General features: G+C 44.3%; 12 protein-coding genes. 8 read left to right on the plus strand and 4 right to left on the minus strand.

Translation table 11 applies throughout. The features are described from left to right. The first annotated feature begins 139 nt into the window (after nt 1-139). On the plus strand, nt 140-589 hold the full coding sequence (locus ASD24_RS24920) for a V4R domain-containing protein (RefSeq protein ID WP_056701686.1): 450 nt from the start codon (nt 140-142) through the stop codon (nt 587-589). Between the two features lie 188 nt (nt 590-777). Here the strand turns inward: ASD24_RS24920 and ASD24_RS24925 are convergent, their stop codons facing one another. Next, nucleotides 778-1,752, minus strand: coding sequence for an ABC transporter substrate-binding protein (locus ASD24_RS24925; RefSeq protein ID WP_056701688.1), 975 nt, complete (start codon nt 1,750-1,752; stop codon nt 778-780). Between the two features lie 200 nt (nt 1,753-1,952). On the opposite strand from ASD24_RS24925, the gene ASD24_RS24930 reads away from it, so the two are divergent. The 4 genes from ASD24_RS24930 to ASD24_RS24945 all read left to right on the plus strand — a co-directional run bounded on the left by ASD24_RS24930 (nt 1,953) and on the right by ASD24_RS24945 (nt 7,925). Next, complete coding sequence (locus tag ASD24_RS24930) at nt 1,953-3,815, plus strand: AraC family transcriptional regulator (RefSeq protein ID WP_056701690.1); 1,863 nt, start codon at nt 1,953-1,955, stop codon at nt 3,813-3,815. Nucleotides 3,816-4,155: 340 nt separating this feature from the next. Then, on the plus strand, nt 4,156-4,698 hold the full coding sequence (locus ASD24_RS24935) for a CueP family metal-binding protein (RefSeq protein WP_056701693.1): 543 nt from the start codon (nt 4,156-4,158) through the stop codon (nt 4,696-4,698). A gap of 180 nt (nt 4,699-4,878) precedes the next feature. Then, nucleotides 4,879-5,883, plus strand: a complete 1,005-nt coding sequence (locus ASD24_RS24940) for an ABC transporter substrate-binding protein (protein ID WP_056701695.1) — start codon at nt 4,879-4,881, stop codon at nt 5,881-5,883. Next, entirely contained in the window at nt 5,880-7,925 is a 2,046-nt protein-coding gene (locus ASD24_RS24945; protein ID WP_056701697.1) for an iron ABC transporter permease, read from the plus strand. Before ASD24_RS24940 ends, ASD24_RS24945 begins: the two co-directional genes overlap by 4 nt. Before the next feature lie 163 nt (nt 7,926-8,088). Here ASD24_RS24945 and ASD24_RS24950 read toward each other — a convergent pair whose 3' ends face one another. Continuing rightward, entirely contained in the window at nt 8,089-9,264 is a 1,176-nt protein-coding gene (locus ASD24_RS24950) for an aminotransferase class I/II-fold pyridoxal phosphate-dependent enzyme (protein WP_056701699.1), read from the minus strand. Nucleotides 9,265-9,368: 104 nt separating this feature from the next. Then, nucleotides 9,369-11,438, minus strand: coding sequence for a methyl-accepting chemotaxis protein (locus ASD24_RS24955; protein WP_235540817.1), 2,070 nt, complete (start codon nt 11,436-11,438; stop codon nt 9,369-9,371). 262 nt (nt 11,439-11,700) lie between these two features. Here ASD24_RS24955 and ASD24_RS24960 point away from each other — a divergent pair, with 262 nt between their 5' ends. The 3 genes from ASD24_RS24960 to ASD24_RS24970 all read left to right on the plus strand — a co-directional run bounded on the left by ASD24_RS24960 (nt 11,701) and on the right by ASD24_RS24970 (nt 16,289). Continuing rightward, nucleotides 11,701-13,446, plus strand: a complete 1,746-nt coding sequence (locus ASD24_RS24960) for a methyl-accepting chemotaxis protein (RefSeq protein WP_056701701.1) — start codon at nt 11,701-11,703, stop codon at nt 13,444-13,446. Nucleotides 13,447-13,781: 335 nt separating this feature from the next. Continuing rightward, entirely contained in the window at nt 13,782-14,807 is a 1,026-nt protein-coding gene (locus ASD24_RS24965; RefSeq protein WP_056701703.1) for a hypothetical protein, read from the plus strand. A 264-nt stretch (nt 14,808-15,071) separates the two neighbouring features. Beyond that, entirely contained in the window at nt 15,072-16,289 is a 1,218-nt protein-coding gene (locus tag ASD24_RS24970; RefSeq protein WP_156395543.1) for a glycoside hydrolase family 5 protein, read from the plus strand. 105 nt (nt 16,290-16,394) lie between these two features. Here ASD24_RS24970 and ASD24_RS24975 read toward each other — a convergent pair whose 3' ends face one another. Beyond that, the gene (locus ASD24_RS24975; RefSeq protein WP_056701705.1) at nt 16,395-17,114 is read right to left on the minus strand and encodes an SDR family NAD(P)-dependent oxidoreductase; all 720 of its coding nucleotides are present in this window, start codon (nt 17,112-17,114) and stop codon (nt 16,395-16,397) included. Nucleotides 17,115-17,233 lie beyond the last annotated feature (119 nt).

The following is a 17,233-nucleotide window of genomic DNA, read 5'->3' on the forward strand; positions in this document are numbered from 1 at the left end:
GTATTTGGCTGATCTTATTACCGCATCGTTAGGTTAGATTTTATTGAAGACTTGGCATGTACTATTGATTCAAATCAAGGCAGAGCATGACCTCTTCTGTCAGTATAGAGCTACAGATCATTACTGGGAGGTCATAACGATGTTGGATTATACATTTGACGATATGAAACTAATAAATCGCGAAAAGCTAGGCAATATGGTACCACTGGAGCTGTTTCGTACCATCCGTTTAATTGGACTGAACCAAGGGCTGCCGATGGGAGGCAGAAGCACAACATTAACGATTGGGCGTAAAATTGGAGAGAATTTACCTGTACATACGGTTGAAGAGTTGCTGCAACTGTTTGAGGAGTTAAGGATTGGCATTCCCCGGATTTTGTACCAAGAGGAACACAAGATGATTGTTGCAGTGGATGACTGTTTCTGCAAAGGGCTGCCAACTCTGGAAGAAGAAAAGCTGGTCTGTGATCTTGAGGGAGCAATTCTTGAGGGTGCACTAACGAAGATGATGAAGCGTAGGGTTACCGTGAAGGAAACGAAATGTAATGTGAGTGGACACGAGCACTGTGAATATGAGATCAGAATGTAGTAGATACCGGTAACCTGCAGATGCAAGAACGCAAAGGCGGACGATCAAACCTCCGGCTCATGCTTTTCTAATTCTGTCTTTTCATAGAACTACTTTGAGTGAGGAAATTCATTGGAGAACATGCAAAAAGCACGTATCCGAACACTCTCGTACGTGCTATTTGCATAGTGTTTTGTGAATAATTCTAATTAATTCAGCTCCGTCTGTCCTTTGGCTAGTCGATCCGCAATCTCTTCGGCTTGCAGAATGGATGTATAGGGATCAGCCGTAAAATATTTATGGATATCCAGCTTGAAGATATGATTATTTTTCACAGCTGGCAGACTGGCCCAGACATCAGGCAACAACGAATGATCCTTCGTGCCTTCTGTGACCATCATCAGTAGATAATCACCCACGTACTCACCGAAAACTTCTGCACTGGCTTCCATGGTTTCTTGCCCTTGGTCCAGAAGCTCCGTCTTCACCTTGGGTGCCGGAGTCAGTCCAAGCAATTCATAGGCTGCTCTACCACCACGATTGGCACTATTTCCGATAATTGCTGGGTTCTTCAAAAAGTTAAAATCGGCAACGGTGAAGGTGGCACCTTCCGGAATTACTCCTTTGATTTTGGCTTGAGCATCTGCGACCCGTTGTTTAAATGTTGTATTCCATTCTTTGGCCTCGACCTCTCGATTGAGAATTTCGCCCATAGCGGTTACTTCAGCTTCCATTGAATCATATTGATCTGGTACGTATACGACCGTTGGAGCGATTTTGGAATAGGTCTGAAATTTCTCTTGATCCCACGTGATAATCAGATCTGGTTCCAATTCTACCATTCTCTCAAGTGAAATCTCACTGTGGTTGCCCAAATCTGCACTATCCACAAGCTTGTCACGTAAGAACGCACCATAATCTAAGAGACTTCCTGGTACGCCAACAGGAGTTACGCCAACAGCCAGAACATGCCCTATATTCCAATCAACAACAACCCGCTCCGGGTGGAGGGGTACCGTGACGTCTCCCATCATTGTGGAAAGTATTCTAGTTTGCGCTGCGGCAGGTTCTGTTTCGAGACCTACTTGTTCTGCTGATTCTTGTTGTGAGCAACCACTGATCCATACTGCCATTACCAGTAAAATCGGTAAAGTTAGTCGATACCAAACTTTCGTGAACAACATGACGAACCCTCTTTCTAATTGATAATGATTTTCATTTGTATAACTCTAGAGGGAAATTATCGATTGTACAATAACCGATTCAGAACGTATGCATGACCATTTCAGAACATAATCAACAGCTTGAACTGAGAATGATTATCATATATGATGAGGCGGAGCTTTGGATTTTGTAATGAGGAATTATAGAAAGGTCTATAACTATGAATGTAGAAGAATACGGTGCATTATGGGAACATACCACGATCCGAATACTAGATATTCGATTCATACACGTTAACATCAGTGAAGATCCTAATACGTGGACGATTCCTTCGAATTCGTTTTTATTAATTAATGGAAAAGGGAAAATTCGGCTGGGTCAGGCGATGCATCAAGTTAAAGGGACATACATTTTACATGCCTCCAAAGGAATGTGTCTGGATTTTCTGGCTAAGAATAGAATGGAAATACATATGTTGTCATATTCGTCACCAGAGTCAGAGAAGCCAAATTCTAAAAGATCCCAAACCTTTACCCATACGGATTCCCTGCAAGTAAGTTTTGGTTTTGAACCAGCGTATCCATTGCCGCTATTTGAAATTATGCAGTTGATATACAAACAGTGGAATGAACTACAATCAGCAGACCGGATTCGAACTAAGGCGTTGTTTTACCAGTGGCTCGCTGAGATGCTGAAACAAATGCAAGAGTACAGGAAGAGCCGTACGAAGCTGGATCGGGTAGAGCAGGCTGTGCATTATCTGACCTGTCACTATGGGGAAGCACTCGATATGAAACAGGTAGCTGGAATGCTGGATTGCAGTCCAAGGTATCTGAACAAATTGTTTCAGCTTCAATTGAACACGAGTCCTATTCGTGTGCTGTCACAGATCCGGATGGAACAGGCGATGAAATTACTGGTGGGCACGAAAGCAACCTTACAGGAGATAGCGGAGAGAGTAGGCTATGAAAATGGCTATACACTAAGTCGTTATTTCAAGAAGCATTATGGGGTTTCTCCGGCGTTTTACAGAAAGCGTCGAGAGAGCAATATTACAGATGTAGTCCCGAAAACATTCGAGCCACATGCTGCTCTGAAAAGTCATTATGTAGGATGGGTTGGGGGAACGCTACCCAAAGTTGAAGCTGACCAGATTCACTCAGAACAGGAGATTACCAATCTGAAAGGAGTGCCAATGAGTAAGTCTTCGGCACCCGTGGTGCCAAGAGCCAAAACTCGGATGCTCGCAACAAGCATGGGCGAGATTACAATACCCAACAAACCTGGCCGAGTTGTGGTGGACTGGAGTTTAGGAGAAGTGCTGGCATTGGGAGTGACACCTCTTGGAGCGCCGCATTCACTTATTGAGAGCAACCAAATGCTGGAGCCTTATATTTATGATCAAGTAGGGGATATCGGTAATCATAATTTCATCTCGTTCGAAAAGGTGCTTGAACTGGAGCCGGATCTGATTATTACTTGGAATTCCGCTGCCTACGCTTCCTATGCCAGGATTGCGCCTACGGTGGTCTATGGAGGAAGTAGTTACGGCTCTGTTGCGGAGGAGATTCGTGAGATGGGACGTATTTTGAATCGCCGGACAGAAGCCGAAACATGGATTAAGGAATACAGCCAGAGGGTACATATTTTGCAACGTACCATCATTGGCAAGGTCTCAACAGACAAGACATTTACCATCATTGATCCTAACTGGGGAGAACATGTGACACTTGTGGGAAATAAGGGAACTCGTGGAGGTAAGGCAGCCTATGGGTTACTAAACTTGAAGCCAGCAGGCAAGGTTCGTCAGGAGCTGCTGGAGCCAGGCCTGGAATCCCTGGATATTGCGCAGAGTTCGGTAGGACGGTACGTAGAAGACTACCTATTAGTATTGGATAATGGTTCAAGACAGGTGCCTGATCAGTCTTCAGACAAACCATGGCAGAAATCCATTGAGACAGCTCACTGCCGGGTCATTAACCTCGACTGGAATAGATATTTTTTGTCTGACCCGTTGTCTGCGGTGCTGCAAGCAGAGGAAATGGCAGAGCGAATTATGACACGCCATGTATCGCTCACGTAATGAACAGTTATACGTATCTATCCAATTTACTATATGTTCGTGTTCAAAAAGGAAGGTTTTCAGTACCGAGAAGATGGGATGAAGCTAGAAATGGAGTAGCGGAGCGTAGGCAGGACTACGTGAGCAACGGACATTTCGGCTGAATTCCATATTCGATGCTGAGATGCCGGAGGCATTCTTCGTAATCAAAAGCGGACTTTATGAACAACCTCTATATGTGTTTTATCAGGCGATGAATTATACATATATGTGAATATCTGGTGAAATCCTTGCTGTATAAGTTCGTGGTAATCCATTCTCTATTATACTTAATGAAAATGGACGAGGAGATGGACTCCAAATGAAAAAAACAATGTGGATCATGACGAGTATAGTGGTTGTGATGGTGTTAGGAACCTATCTAGTTGCAATCAATACTGGTCGGGAAGAGGCAGGGACAGAGAATGAGACCAATGTTAGAACATTGGTTGAAGATATCAGTGCGGGTAAAAAGTCGCCTGTATCTGCCTCTATTGATGCTAAACAGTTAATAGTCACAGATCAAGATAAACACACGACAACGTATGATTTGCCTCAGGACGAGTTTTTTCTGTCCATTGCGCCTTATGTAACGCAGACCCATCCCTGTGCAATTCATAGCTTGACCGGTTGTCAGGGAGAAATGATTAACGAGGAGTTCAGTGTAACGATTCATGATTCTGAGGGGAACACCTTCATGAAAGAATCTGCAATGAAGTCAGGAGCAAACGGATTTATGGATATGTGGTTGCCTAGAGATCGAACCTATCTCATTCGTGTCGTTCATCATGGAAAAGTGGCTGAGACTCAACTGTCTACATATGATAACGATAATACATGCATCACAACGATGCAGCTAAGCTAAAACACGCGTGATATATCTAAGAGAAGGGATTACTTAAGAGTAGTTCCTTTTTCTTTTTGTGCAGATCATCTCAAACGCATGGCAATCCCATTGACAAAATAGTACAGGTAGGGGATAATCCAATAGTGATAATGATAATTGTTATCATATAAATATATATCAATAGGGGAGAACAGAAATATGAAAAAGAGTTTGAACGGACTTTTGTTGATGTTAGTATTTGCACTCGTGCTAGCGGGGTGTGGTCAATCTACTAGCACAACTACTGATACAAGTAAGGCAGCGGATTCAGGCACTGCTCCGGCTGAAGAGACAGCAGGTCCTGTAACTGTGAAGCATAATCGTGGTGAGCTTAAATTAGACAAGCCAGCAGAGCGAGTTGTTACATTGGAATGGACCTATACCGAAGATGTGGTTGCTCTGGGCGTTCAGCCAGTAGGTAATGCAGACAACGCTAACTATAAAGTGTACGTGACTTCCGAAGCTGCTCTTGACGACAGTGTGACGGATATTGGAACACGCAGTGAGCCAAACTTGGAGGCCATTGCTGCCCTCAAACCCGATCTAATCATTGCAAATGCTGATAATAATAATGCTGTTTATGATCAACTGAATGCAATTGCACCAACGCTTGAATTTGATCCATACAACGGCGATGGTTATAACTATGACAAAATGACAGAGATCTTCAATTCCATTGCGACTGCACTTGGAAAAGAGGATAAAGCAAAAGAAGTTCTTGCTGACCTTGATCAGCATTATGAAGAAGCGAAACAAAAGCTGGCTGATGCGGGTAAATCAGACTTCCACTTTGCACTGACACAAGCATTTACCTATCAGAATGCTGCAAGCTTGCGTATGTTTACTGATAATTCAGTTGTTGTAGGCACTTTGGACAAAATTGGACTCGTTAATGACTGGCAGCCGGACAAATTGGAAGGATACGGATTCTCCACAGTGGGCATTGAATCCCTGTCTGCCGTACAAGATAGCAACTTCATTTATATCACACAGCCAGATGATGATGTGTTTGGCACAGCAATGAAAGATAACTCTGTTTGGAATGGTCTGAACTTTGTTAAAGACAAACGAGTATATCAACTGGACAGCACAACATGGACATTTGGTGGGCCAATCTCCTCCAAAGTTCTCGTTGATGGAGTCGTTGGAGCGATTACGAAATGAGTTCGGTTCAAGCTAAGCCAGCGGTGAACTGGCGCACAATAAGCATCTATGGGGGCGGTTTAACCGCTCTCATCGTGCTTTTTTTTGTAAGCCTTTGTTATGGAGAGGCAGCCATTCCATTGCAGACTGTTGTCGATTCTCTGATGGGTAAGCAGAATACATTAGAGCATAATATGATCTGGGATCTGCGTATGCCCCGAACCGTTATCGGTATTCTTGCAGGCGGAGCATTAGCTGTAGCAGGGGCTTTACTGCAAACGATTACGCGTAACCCGCTGGCTGCGTCAGATACATTAGGTATTAATGCGGGAGCATATTTTATCGTGGTACTCGGAGCGATTTTATTTCCAGGTTTACTCAGTCAGTCTCCCTTCTTATTTGCTGCTTTAGGTGGATTGGTAGCTGCATTTGCAGCTTATTTCATGGGCGGTGGCAGAGCTTCAAGCCCGGTTCGACTAGCATTATCAGGTATGATTGTATCAATGGTACTTGGTTCATTCACGAGTGCATTACATATTTTCTTCTCTATGGAAACACAGGGGTTATTCCTCTGGGGCTCCGGAACACTTGTGCAAAATGATTGGAGTGGCGTAGCCTATGCTTGGCCTTGGGTGATCGGTATTACACTCCTTGCTCTGGTGTTATCCCGGCAGTGGGACATGTTAGAGCTGGATGAATCAACCGCTTCCTCATTAGGGCAGAAGGTTGGGTTGGCTCGTGCAGGTGGTTTGCTTCTCGCCGTATTGCTGGCAGCAGTAATCGTCAGTGTTATTGGACCAAACGGTTTTGTTGGATTGGTTGCACCACATCTCGTTCGACTAAGTGGAGTGCGTTCTAATCGTTTATTATTACCGGGTGTTTTTATATGGGGTGCTGCGCTGCTCATCGGTGCTGACGTACTTGCCAAAATGGTACATAACTCCAGTATGGAGCTGCCAACGGGTGCTGTAATGGCGATCATTGGGGCACCATGGTTAATCTGGCTGGTGCTTACCCGGATGAAAGCAGCGAATGGCGGGGGTATGACTACCTCGATGAGTACAGGCTCGCGTCGCCGCTGGGCTTTTGGTCCATTGGCGGTTGTATTTAGTGCCGCCACGATACTTCTGATTCTGGTTAGTACAATGTTTGGTGGGATGCGTATTCCACTAGGTGATCTAATACCGAGTCTATTCACGTCAGATGGGTTGTTTTCCGGCATAATCCAGTTGCGTATTCCACGTACCCTTGTTGCTGCAGGTGCTGGAGCTGCACTGGCAATTAGCGGTGTATTGATCCAGATGGCGGTACGTAATCCACTGGCGGACGCTTCCATCGTGGGGGTATCCTCAGGCGCAGGTCTCGGAGCGATGATGGTCATGATTCTCTGGCCAGGTCTACCCGTGTTTTTGCTGCCGATCGCAGCAATTATCGGTGCAGGTATCGCTGCAACAGTCGTGTTCTCCCTCTCGTGGAAGAAAGGATTAAATCCTTCTGCGGTCGTGTTGCTAGGAATTGCGATGTCCGCCATTGCTGGCGCAGGTATCCAGATTCTAATCGTGCGTGGCGCGGTATATGGAAGCAGCGGATATATCTGGCTGACAGGCAGCACGTATGCGCGCACTTGGGAACAGGTGAGAGTCATCGGTCTATTTTTAGTCATTCTCATACCGATTGCCTGGTGGCTTGCTCGTCGATTTGAATTGTTAGTATTTGATGATAATAGTGCGTCAGGACTTGGTTTAGGTGTACGCCGAACACGGTTAATGGCTATGGCAACAGGTGTGTTGTTGGCAGCCGGTGCTGTCGCATGTGTAGGTACGGTCGGCTTTATCGGTCTGATTGCACCACATATGGTTCGATTACTTACTGGACATAAGTTAAGACGCTCGATGTTTTTGTCTGCCTTGGTTGGTGCGGTTATGTTGGTATTGGCAGACACGATTGGTAGAACGGTTATGGCACCAACGGAGATCCCATCAGGCATACTGATCGCGCTCATTGGTACACCTTATTTCCTTTACCTAATGTATCGCTCCAACTGGCGCAAGTCGATCAAGTAAGAGTTAGATCAGGACATGGACATTCCATCCTAGTATGTATATATGTAAAATAACCTTGCAGCCCGCTCATGTAGCGGGCTGTTCTGCGTAGACAGCAAAGAAGAGAAGCACTGTGATTCCCTATACAGGGCAATCGTGCTTCTCTTCTTCGTTGTTGCTGTATTTAGTTGTTAGGATTTAAGATCCCACTGGCTTCTACGTATTGAAGTGCTTGTTCTAACTGTTCTTGACTCTGCACTAGAGCCAGTCTGACATATCCTTCACCAGAAGGACCAAACGCGCTACCTGGGGTAACAATTACGCCTGTTTGGTTAACGAGATCTGTGGCGAACTGTTCTGAAGACTTGTAGTGCGCAGGAATCCGCGTCCAGATGAACATTGTCGCTTCCGGCTTCGCGATATGCCAACCGAGTCTACTGAAGCCTTCGCACAGGATATCCCGGCGTTCCTCATAAATGGCTCTTACCTGTTCAACTTGTGACTGGTCTCCGGTAATGGCTGCAATTGCGGCTCTCTGAATGGGTAGAAACATGCCATAATCCATGTTGGACTTTAATTTCTTAAGCACAGAGACAACCGATGCGTTACCTACACAGAAACCAATTCTTGCGCCAGCAAGTCCATAGGTTTTGGACAAGGAATTGAATTCGATACCTACGTCCATGGCGCCGGGCAGGGAGAGGAAGCTCCCACAAGTCTTTCCATCAAATACAAGTTCGCTATAAGCATTGTCATGAAGAACTATAATATTATGCTTTTTGGCAAAGGCAATCAGATCCACATAGAATTGCTCCGGTGCCATCGCTGTAGTTGGATTGTTAGGGTAAGAAACCAGCATGAATTTCGCACGGGCTGCGATGTCTGCTGGAATATCCTCTAGCTGAATGACATATCCGTGTTCTTCTTGTTGCGACATATAATACAGTTCAGCTCCAGCAAGCAAAGGCTCATCTGCGAATACCGGGTAACATGGATCAGGAACAAGAACCAAATCTCCTTCATCAACGATGGATAGGGAAATATGAGCAAGCCCTTCTTGTGAGCCGAGTAAGGAACAGATTTGTGTTTTTGGATCTAAATCTACATTATAACGCTGTTTGTACCATGTACTGGCTGCTTGCAATAGTTCACTCTGGTCATTTACTGCATAAATGTAGTTTTGGGGATCTGCCGCAGCTTCGCACAGTGCTGTGATGATATGGGGGGCAGGCGGGATATTAGGTGTCCCCACGCTAAGATCAATCACCGCTTGCCCCTTCTCTAACCGTTCGCGCTTGATTTCGAGCAAACGGGTGAAGATCCCCTCACTAAAGTGGTTCATACGTTTTGCAAATTCCATGATGTTGTATCCTCCATTCCTCATCGTACACATATCTATCTATAATAGATGGACTGGGCGTAAATGAGAAGAGGAGACGGGTATGATACCGTAATACAGATCGTTTATTCGACTTTGAACTGTTTAAGTTCCTCTTGCAATTTGCTGGATAGTTGATTCAACTGTTTGGATAAGTCAGCAACCTGCTCAATACTATCTAGCTGTTCTTGCGTGCTGGCACTAACCTCTTCGGTAGAAGCTGAATTTTCTTCGGTAGTGGAAGAGATGATCTCCAATGCCTGCAAAATTTCATCTTTGTGCTTATGCACATTAGCGGTATTTGTACTGATCTGAATCATGCGCAATTTCAAATCTTCCAAGTCTTTGTTAATGCTGAAGAATACCTGCTTCGTATCCTCTACGGATTTCGCATTTTCCTCCGCGATTTTCATGCCACGTGCAGTATGCTCAACCGATGTGGTTGTTTTTTCTTCAATCACACGTACTTTTTTATAAATCTCCTGGGTCGCAAGTGCGGTCTGTTCAGCAAGCTTACGTACTTCTCCCGCCACAACGGCGAATCCTCGACCTTGTTCTCCTGCACGTGCCGCCTCAATGGAAGCATTGAGTGCAAGCAGGTTGGTCTGTGTTGCAATCTGATTAACCGTGTCCACGAAGCTGGAAATCTCATGACGGCTCTGGTCAATTTCTTGAATAATGGATGAGATAGCTTGTGTGGAGCTATGGTTCTCTTCGGCCCATTGGGATAGCTGCTCCACTACAGTTAATCCTTGTCCACTTTGATCAGCCGAGGTCTGTACCATCGTTTCAATGGCTTGAGCATCGGATGCGATTTCATCGATCTGGCTTGATAACGATCCTGTTTTACGTAAAATGTTCTCTGTCTCAATCGACTGATAGTTGGTTGCGTTCGCAATCTCATTAATGGCTGTACTTGTATCATTCATCGTTGTCGCCGTTCTAGAAGAGATCGACTGTAGATCGGTAGAGGACTGATTCAGTACATGAGCGGAGCTGCCTACGATTTGTAGCATGCCTTGAATTTTTTGCACCATCGTATTAATGCCGCGAGATATTTGACCTATCTCATTATTCGCTTGAGCATCCAGTTGAATCGTTAAGTCCCCTTGCTCAATCAATTTGATCTTCGCGAGCAGTTGTGGAATGGATCTTAACAGATAACGAAGCATAATGTAGCAGATGATAACCAGTAAAATGGTAGCTGCAGCAAATCCGCTAAGCGTAATCCAGGTGAACGTCTTCAGTTCTTCAAGAACCTCTTTCTCAGATATCGTCAGACCTACCGCCCATCCGGTATCTTTACTAGTGGCATAACCAATATAACGACGTTCCCCATTGTCGTCTGTAATAAGCTGTACACCGGATTCCCCAGCGATCATCTTCTTACCGATTTCCCCCAGGTCGCTAGTGCTGTCCGTGATGTTTTCTTTTAAGACTTTCTCCTCATCCGGGTGGTACAGAATCTCTCCTGTCTTGGAAACCAGTATGGAATAGCCCGTGTTCCCAAGAGAATAGCTTTCCATAATAGCAGGAATGTCTTTGAATGCGATATCCGCTGCGGCAAACCCGATGAGTTGATTGTTATCTTTGATCGGATAGAAAATGCCCATCAGTACATTACCTGCTGCGATATCGATGTATGGATCTGAATAGTACAGTCCGTCTGTAGCTCGAATAGGCTCATAATAGGGACGAGTCTGAATATCAAAATCCGGCGCGGAAGAGACGCCATCATTTTGCAGCCAGAATCCCTTTCCTTCAATACCTGCGATCCAAGCATCGGCAAATGAAGGCTCTTCTTTGACAATTGCTGCTAAGGTTGCCTGTGTCTCTTCAGCATGTGGAGAGGTTGTCGCCACTTCTGCTGATTCGGTGGTTTCGATATATTGTTGAAAAAGTGTATTCGTTGACATCTGTTTCACGAGTGATCCTTTTTCTTTAAACATCGCATCAAATTCACTGACAATAGCCTGTGTCTTGGTCTGTAGCATAGATTCCTGTTGTTTGATCAGGATACTCCGTGTACTCGAAAACATAAATGTGCCAAGAACGGTGAAGACGACTACGATAATAATTAACAATACAATAGATACTGTGTTGGCGATGCTAGTTACTCTGGCATCGTTAGATCCCCGTTTCAACATTTTTTTCATGTTCCATCTCCCAGATGATTATTAAGCTAAATGCTCCTAAGTATATGTCGGAAAAATAAATAGATTTATGTAGGTTTTTATAGGTTGTACGAAAAAAAATGAAAGGGTCTAGATCGTGTCTACGAGGGCAGAGTTCCTTCATATTTGTGCAATAAAGTGATGAACCTTTTTATCGCCATCTAACAATTGGAACCTCGTTTGACCGATATATAGTTATCACGATGTGAAATTTAAGTCATATGAACAAAGTGGGGGAGTACACATGGTACAAAAATCATTACATAGTGAATCCAAGAGGAGGGGAATTAAACATCTGAGGTTAACGACAACCTTGATCTTGATGCTCGCGGTTAGTTTAGTGGGGTTATTTATCTTATTCCTGTCCGGAATATTCGGTATGAATGAGGTAAAAGAGGGGCAGGGGAAGCTCTACACCGATCGCTTCCTGCATCAGACGAACATTCTGGAGATCAAAGCGGACTTCTATAATATGCGAGCTAATTATACGAAGCTTCTCGACAAACAAGAGTATACGGATAAGCAATATGAGCAAGTTCAGAAAAATAAGAGCAATGTTATGGCTGGAATGGATGAGTTCTCCGCACGATCATTAGATCCAACAGAACAAGAGATTTTTACTGATCTACAGGCTAAACTGGAAGTCTATGACCAGGACATCGAACGAATCATGGACGTGAAGAAAACAACGGGAACTTACGATGATGAAGAGAGAAATCGAATTAACAAAAGCAGTACAGTCATTGTAGAAACGATCACCAAGCTAAGTACATACATCGAAGAAGAATCCGCGAAGCTGTACGATGCAGCTCAGGAAACGATTAGAGAAAAAGCGGTTTTACTTAGTATTGTGTTGATATCTTCATTTGCTATTCTAGGGGCTGTCTCGTTTATCACGATTCGAAATATTATTCTACGGATGCGTGCGATCAATCACTACTGTGCTGAAGTGACGCAGGGTAATTTGACAGCTACCCTCGATCCGAACATACTCCAAGGCAATAACGAGATTAGTGTCATTGCACGTGGAATCCATTCCATGACGGGAGCTACTTCAACGGTCATTACGAGTGTGGTTCAAGAGTCTCGTCAGATCAACGAGATGAGTGATCTCACCAACCAAAATATGTCGGAGCTTAACGAGCGTATCCGGGAAGTATCTGCTACCGTGGAAGAGTTATCAGCTACGATGGAAGAGACCTCGGCATATACTGAAAATATGAATCAATCGGTTAATGAGGTGCTTCGAGCTACAGAATATATCTCTTCTCGTACGAAGGAAGAGGCAGAGTTGGCGAACGTTACCAGCGACAAAGCCGAGGCTCTGAAGCAGGAGGCTAGTGAATCTAGTAAGGCTGCCCAAGATATGTACACAAGTGCAAGTGCGAAAATGAATGAAGCATTGGAACGTGCCAATGCGGTTGACCAGATTAGTGTATTATCCCAATCTATTCTGGATATTACGGCGCAAACCAACTTGCTCGCATTAAATGCTTCCATTGAAGCTGCTCGTGCAGGAGAGGCAGGCAGAGGATTTGCCGTTGTGGCTGAGGAGATTCGCAAATTGGCAGATGGCTCTAGAGTAGCGGCAGATCAGATTCGGCATGTCACCAGTGAAGTTACCGAATCGGTTGCTCATCTATCCTCTAGCGCTAAGGAAATGCTTGCGTTTATGTATAATCAGGTGGGAAGCGACTATCAGCTATTGGAAAATACGGCCGGGCAGTACTACAACAATGCAGTGGATCAAGCCAATACCGTTAACGATCTTCATAAGACGGCTCAAGAGGTAAAAGAAACGGTTGATACGCTCGTACGTGCGATTCATGAGATCGCAACGGCTAGTGAGCAATCCGCTGCATCAAGTCAGCATATTGCTGAACACATGGTGTCCTCTACGGAGCAATCGTTGCAGGTAGCTGACCAGTCGGATCAAGTGAAGGAAAGTGCTTCGCGTCTAAACGATCTTGTGAAAGGGTTTAAAGTATAGACCTGCGTAAAAATGTGTTGCTTAATTGATATGTATAGAAAAAGAAATAGAAATAGAAATAGAAATACACCCTGTTGTACCGAATATGAAGAGTCGAAGACCTTCGTGTGATTGGTAGACGGGTGTATTTTTTTGTGATAATTATTTGCTGCTGGACATCGGGAAAGCTCGAAGATGATACATTTGTGTGGCTGTTTCGGAGCTAACCAATTGATAGAAACTCAATATTGTACTTCTCAATGTTATCAGCCTCCTTTACAATTATAGGAAGTGATCTAAAATCGGTAAATTCTCATTTCAATAAATAATAATGGGTAAATGGAGGATGACGAACGATGAGTGAAGTTTGGGCTGCATCAATGAGCGGGGTTCCCTGGACAATGGACAAGATGGATGACGCTGTGAGACATTTGCGGAATCGTGCGACGATCAGCTATGTAGTTGGAGTAGATAAGTTGCATGATCTCATTCAATTAGATCAACATGTATTTGCGAGAAGACCGGATCTGATTTTGTACGTATCCCATGTGGAGAAGAACAGTCCTTCCTCAGAGGAAGTGTTAGCACAACTTGCAGAGTTGAAGCATGTTACTGCGCTGAAGCTCCATCTTCAGCAGAGACAGGATTTGAATCCATTGAGTGCATTAGACCGCATGGATTATCTGGAGATTCATTCACCAAAAGGGCAATCCCTTGATTTTATTCGAAATTTCAAGTATTTAAAGTACCTGTCGCTTCATGGTAAATTCAATGATCTCTCACCGATCGAGGATTGTATCCGGTTGGAGACGCTTGTACTGAACTGCGCTATCGCGAAGCTTGATTTTGTTGTAGATCTACCCCTCTTAACGTACCTAGCTATAGACAGCTGTACCTTGAATGACTCACTGGATGTCCTAGCTAGCTCAAACATTAGCATGCTGCGGTTATCTGCCATACGTAATTTAAGCAACATTGATGCGTTAGAAGCATTGCATAATTTGGTCTATCTGCGGCTGTCCCTTCCCAAAGTAGAGCGTTTATGCGATCTCTCCAGGTTGAGCAACCTAAGGCAAGTTGAACTAGATTACATGAAATCATTGAAGGATATCGATCATCTATGGAATGCAAACCAGTTGGAGGTGCTTGAATTAAAAGAGATTAATCCAAAGCTTGAGGCCGAGGCCTTTGACCGTATGGCGGAAATGGATCATTTACGACAGGTGGATTTTCGTTTTATGGATGTCAATAAAGGACGAATCGGCGCTTTGCGTAAACGAATGGTCGAAGCAGGTAAAGCGGATCTTCTCTATGAAAATATTCCAGAAGAAAATCGAATTCAATCGATGGCGCTTGCGCACCTATCTCGTGTGTTGATGTAGCGTGATTATAATGGATTTTTCGACAAAATAGTTAAATTTCCCGAGAATAGCAGTTCCTTATTTTACAAATATATGTTATTATTTGGTCACGTATTATTCAATCAGCATAGATGATTAAGGGAATCTATCGGTAAAGTTTGTTACCACTTTTATCTCCTTAAGTTAGTAGAAGGGAGGCTCCGTATTCTCCGAACGTTGATTGGATTTAATCATGGAACGGTTATGTAGGTGTGCATAAACTATTCATTTAAATGGAGGTTGGACATGCTTATGAAAATGAAGAAATTAGGCATTCATAGCTTAGCTCTCGTTTTGTTGGCTTCAGTGGTCTTCTCTGGATGGGGTTCTAAGGCATCAGCGGCAACGCCAATTACTTCGGATTTCAGATCACTGCCGGCTTCGCAGATCGTTTATGAGATGGGTGCCGGATGGAACTTGGGGAATTCATTGGAGGCATCAGTCAATGGTACCCCGAGCGAGACAGCATGGAATAATCCTACCGTTACTCCAGAGTTGATCAAAAAGGTAAAGGCAGCGGGATTTAATACGATCCGTATCCCAGTATCTTATTTGAGTCATATTGGAAGCGCTCCCAACTATGCGATCAATGCTACATGGCTTAACCGGGTAAAAACGGTCGTTGACTATGCCTACAATGAAGGGCTCTACGTGGTCATTAACATTCACGGGGATGGATTCAATTCCGTTCAAGGTGGATGGTTGCTTGTGAATGGTTCGAATCAAGCACAGATCAAAGAAAAATATCAACGTGTATGGCAACAAATTGCCAATAAGTTCATTAATTATGATGAGCGCCTTGTTCTGGAGTCCATGAATGAAACATTTGATGGGACTTACGGCAATCCTAATCCTGCCTACTATGCAAACCTTAACGCTTACAATCAGATCTTCGTGGATACCGTTCGGAAAACGGGAGGAAACAACAGTGCCAGATGGCTGCTGATCCCAGGTTGGAATACGAATATTGACTATACGGTAGGCAACTATGGTTTCGTTCTGCCAACAGATACGTTCCGATCTTCGACCATTCCGAGTTCCGAAAAAAGAATTATGATCTCGGCACACTATTATTCTCCTTGGGATTTCGCCGGTGAAGAATCCGGTAACATCACTCAATGGGGTGCAACGGCGACTAACCCATCCAAGAAGTCTACTTGGGGTCAAGAGGATTACTTGGAATCACAGTTGAAATCGATGCACGATAAGTTTGTGACACAAGGCTATCCTGTTGTGATCGGCGAATTCGGCTCCATTGACAAAACGTCATATGATTCTACCAACAATACGTATCGTGAAATATTTGCAAAGGCTGTTGCGAAAACAGCTAAAAAGTATAAAATGGTGCCTGTATACTGGGACAATGGTTACAACGGTCAGCACGGATTCGGATTGTTTAACCGGTACAACAATACGGTAACTCAGCAAGGAATTATTAATGGAATTATGCAAGGTATGCAATAATCCGTCGTTTGGCGAGATGAAGGCAATCGGCGCGCTCCTGATAGAAGGAACGCGCCGTTTTTAGGTTTTTTGAAGCCATATATCGGCGATCATATCGTTAATGAACTAGGTGTTGGTATCCGTTAATGCAGGAACGTTAATCTCTTTCACACAAGCAGCGTTGGACAGGCTAACGATACACTTCACAATGGAGACCATGTCCTGAAGCGGGATACGTGTTCCGTTATATTCCTCAAGTGCTCGCTTGGCCCCTTGCTCGTAAGGAATCTCGGCTGCAAGCTCCCCAGGGTTAATACACGTAACAGCGATGCCATCCTGTCTGGTATGTTCTCGCAGTGCTTCTGTAATTCCACGAATAGCAAATTTGGAAGCGACAAAAGAAACCTGTGTATTATTGGCATTGTTAAGTCCCGCTGTTGAACCGATGAGGATGATCTTTCCTCCTGAAGATTGGCGCAGATGCGGCAATAAAGCCTGAATACATACAATCGTTGAGGTGATATTCACATGGATCAGCTGACTAATATCCGCAGGCTCATCCCGGTCGAACGAATAGTGATCCTCGAAGCCTTCCTTTTCCCAGATCCCCACATTGTAGATGAGAACATCTAGTCTTTCGTTTTTTAGCTGATCCGTAACAATGGTAGCCGCATGATCATTTGCAAGATCGGCCTGAACCCATATTCGCTCTACACCATCATTCAACTTCAGACTCTCGGGTTTACTTCTGGATACCACCCAGACCTTATCACCCTCCTGAGGCACACCTCTAACAAAGGCATCTCCTAACCCCTTACTCGCACCAAATACAAGGTAACTTTTCATCTTCATGCCTCTCTTTCTTATACGACAGATTGTCAAACCAAGTGCGACAGTTCCTCTGTGAAAGATTCGTGAGCGGTTCTCCAACCCAAGCATTTTCGTGGTCTGTGGTTAATTAGATC

Source organism: Paenibacillus sp. Root52 (assembly GCF_001426865.1).
In the GTDB taxonomy this organism is placed as follows: domain Bacteria; phylum Bacillota; class Bacilli; order Paenibacillales; family Paenibacillaceae; genus Paenibacillus.

Bases quoted from the DNA above. Each gene is read 5' to 3' on its own strand.
- ASD24_RS24920 (WP_056701686.1), top strand. From the start codon at position 140: ATGTTGGATTATACATTTGACGATATGAAACTAATAAATCGCGAAAAG.
- ASD24_RS24925 (WP_056701688.1), bottom strand. From the start codon at position 1,752: ATGTTGTTCACGAAAGTTTGGTATCGACTAACTTTACCGATTTTACTG.
- ASD24_RS24930 (WP_056701690.1), top strand. From the start codon at position 1,953: ATGAATGTAGAAGAATACGGTGCATTATGGGAACATACCACGATCCGA.
- ASD24_RS24935 (WP_056701693.1), top strand. From the start codon at position 4,156: ATGAAAAAAACAATGTGGATCATGACGAGTATAGTGGTTGTGATGGTG.
- ASD24_RS24940 (WP_056701695.1), top strand. From the start codon at position 4,879: ATGAAAAAGAGTTTGAACGGACTTTTGTTGATGTTAGTATTTGCACTC.
- ASD24_RS24945 (WP_056701697.1), top strand. From the start codon at position 5,880: ATGAGTTCGGTTCAAGCTAAGCCAGCGGTGAACTGGCGCACAATAAGC.
- ASD24_RS24950 (WP_056701699.1), bottom strand. From the start codon at position 9,264: ATGGAATTTGCAAAACGTATGAACCACTTTAGTGAGGGGATCTTCACC.
- ASD24_RS24955 (WP_235540817.1), bottom strand. From the start codon at position 11,438: ATGAAAAAAATGTTGAAACGGGGATCTAACGATGCCAGAGTAACTAGC.
- ASD24_RS24960 (WP_056701701.1), top strand. From the start codon at position 11,701: ATGGTACAAAAATCATTACATAGTGAATCCAAGAGGAGGGGAATTAAA.
- ASD24_RS24965 (WP_056701703.1), top strand. From the start codon at position 13,782: ATGAGTGAAGTTTGGGCTGCATCAATGAGCGGGGTTCCCTGGACAATG.
- ASD24_RS24970 (WP_156395543.1), top strand. From the start codon at position 15,072: ATGCTTATGAAAATGAAGAAATTAGGCATTCATAGCTTAGCTCTCGTT.
- ASD24_RS24975 (WP_056701705.1), bottom strand. From the start codon at position 17,114: ATGAAAAGTTACCTTGTATTTGGTGCGAGTAAGGGGTTAGGAGATGCC.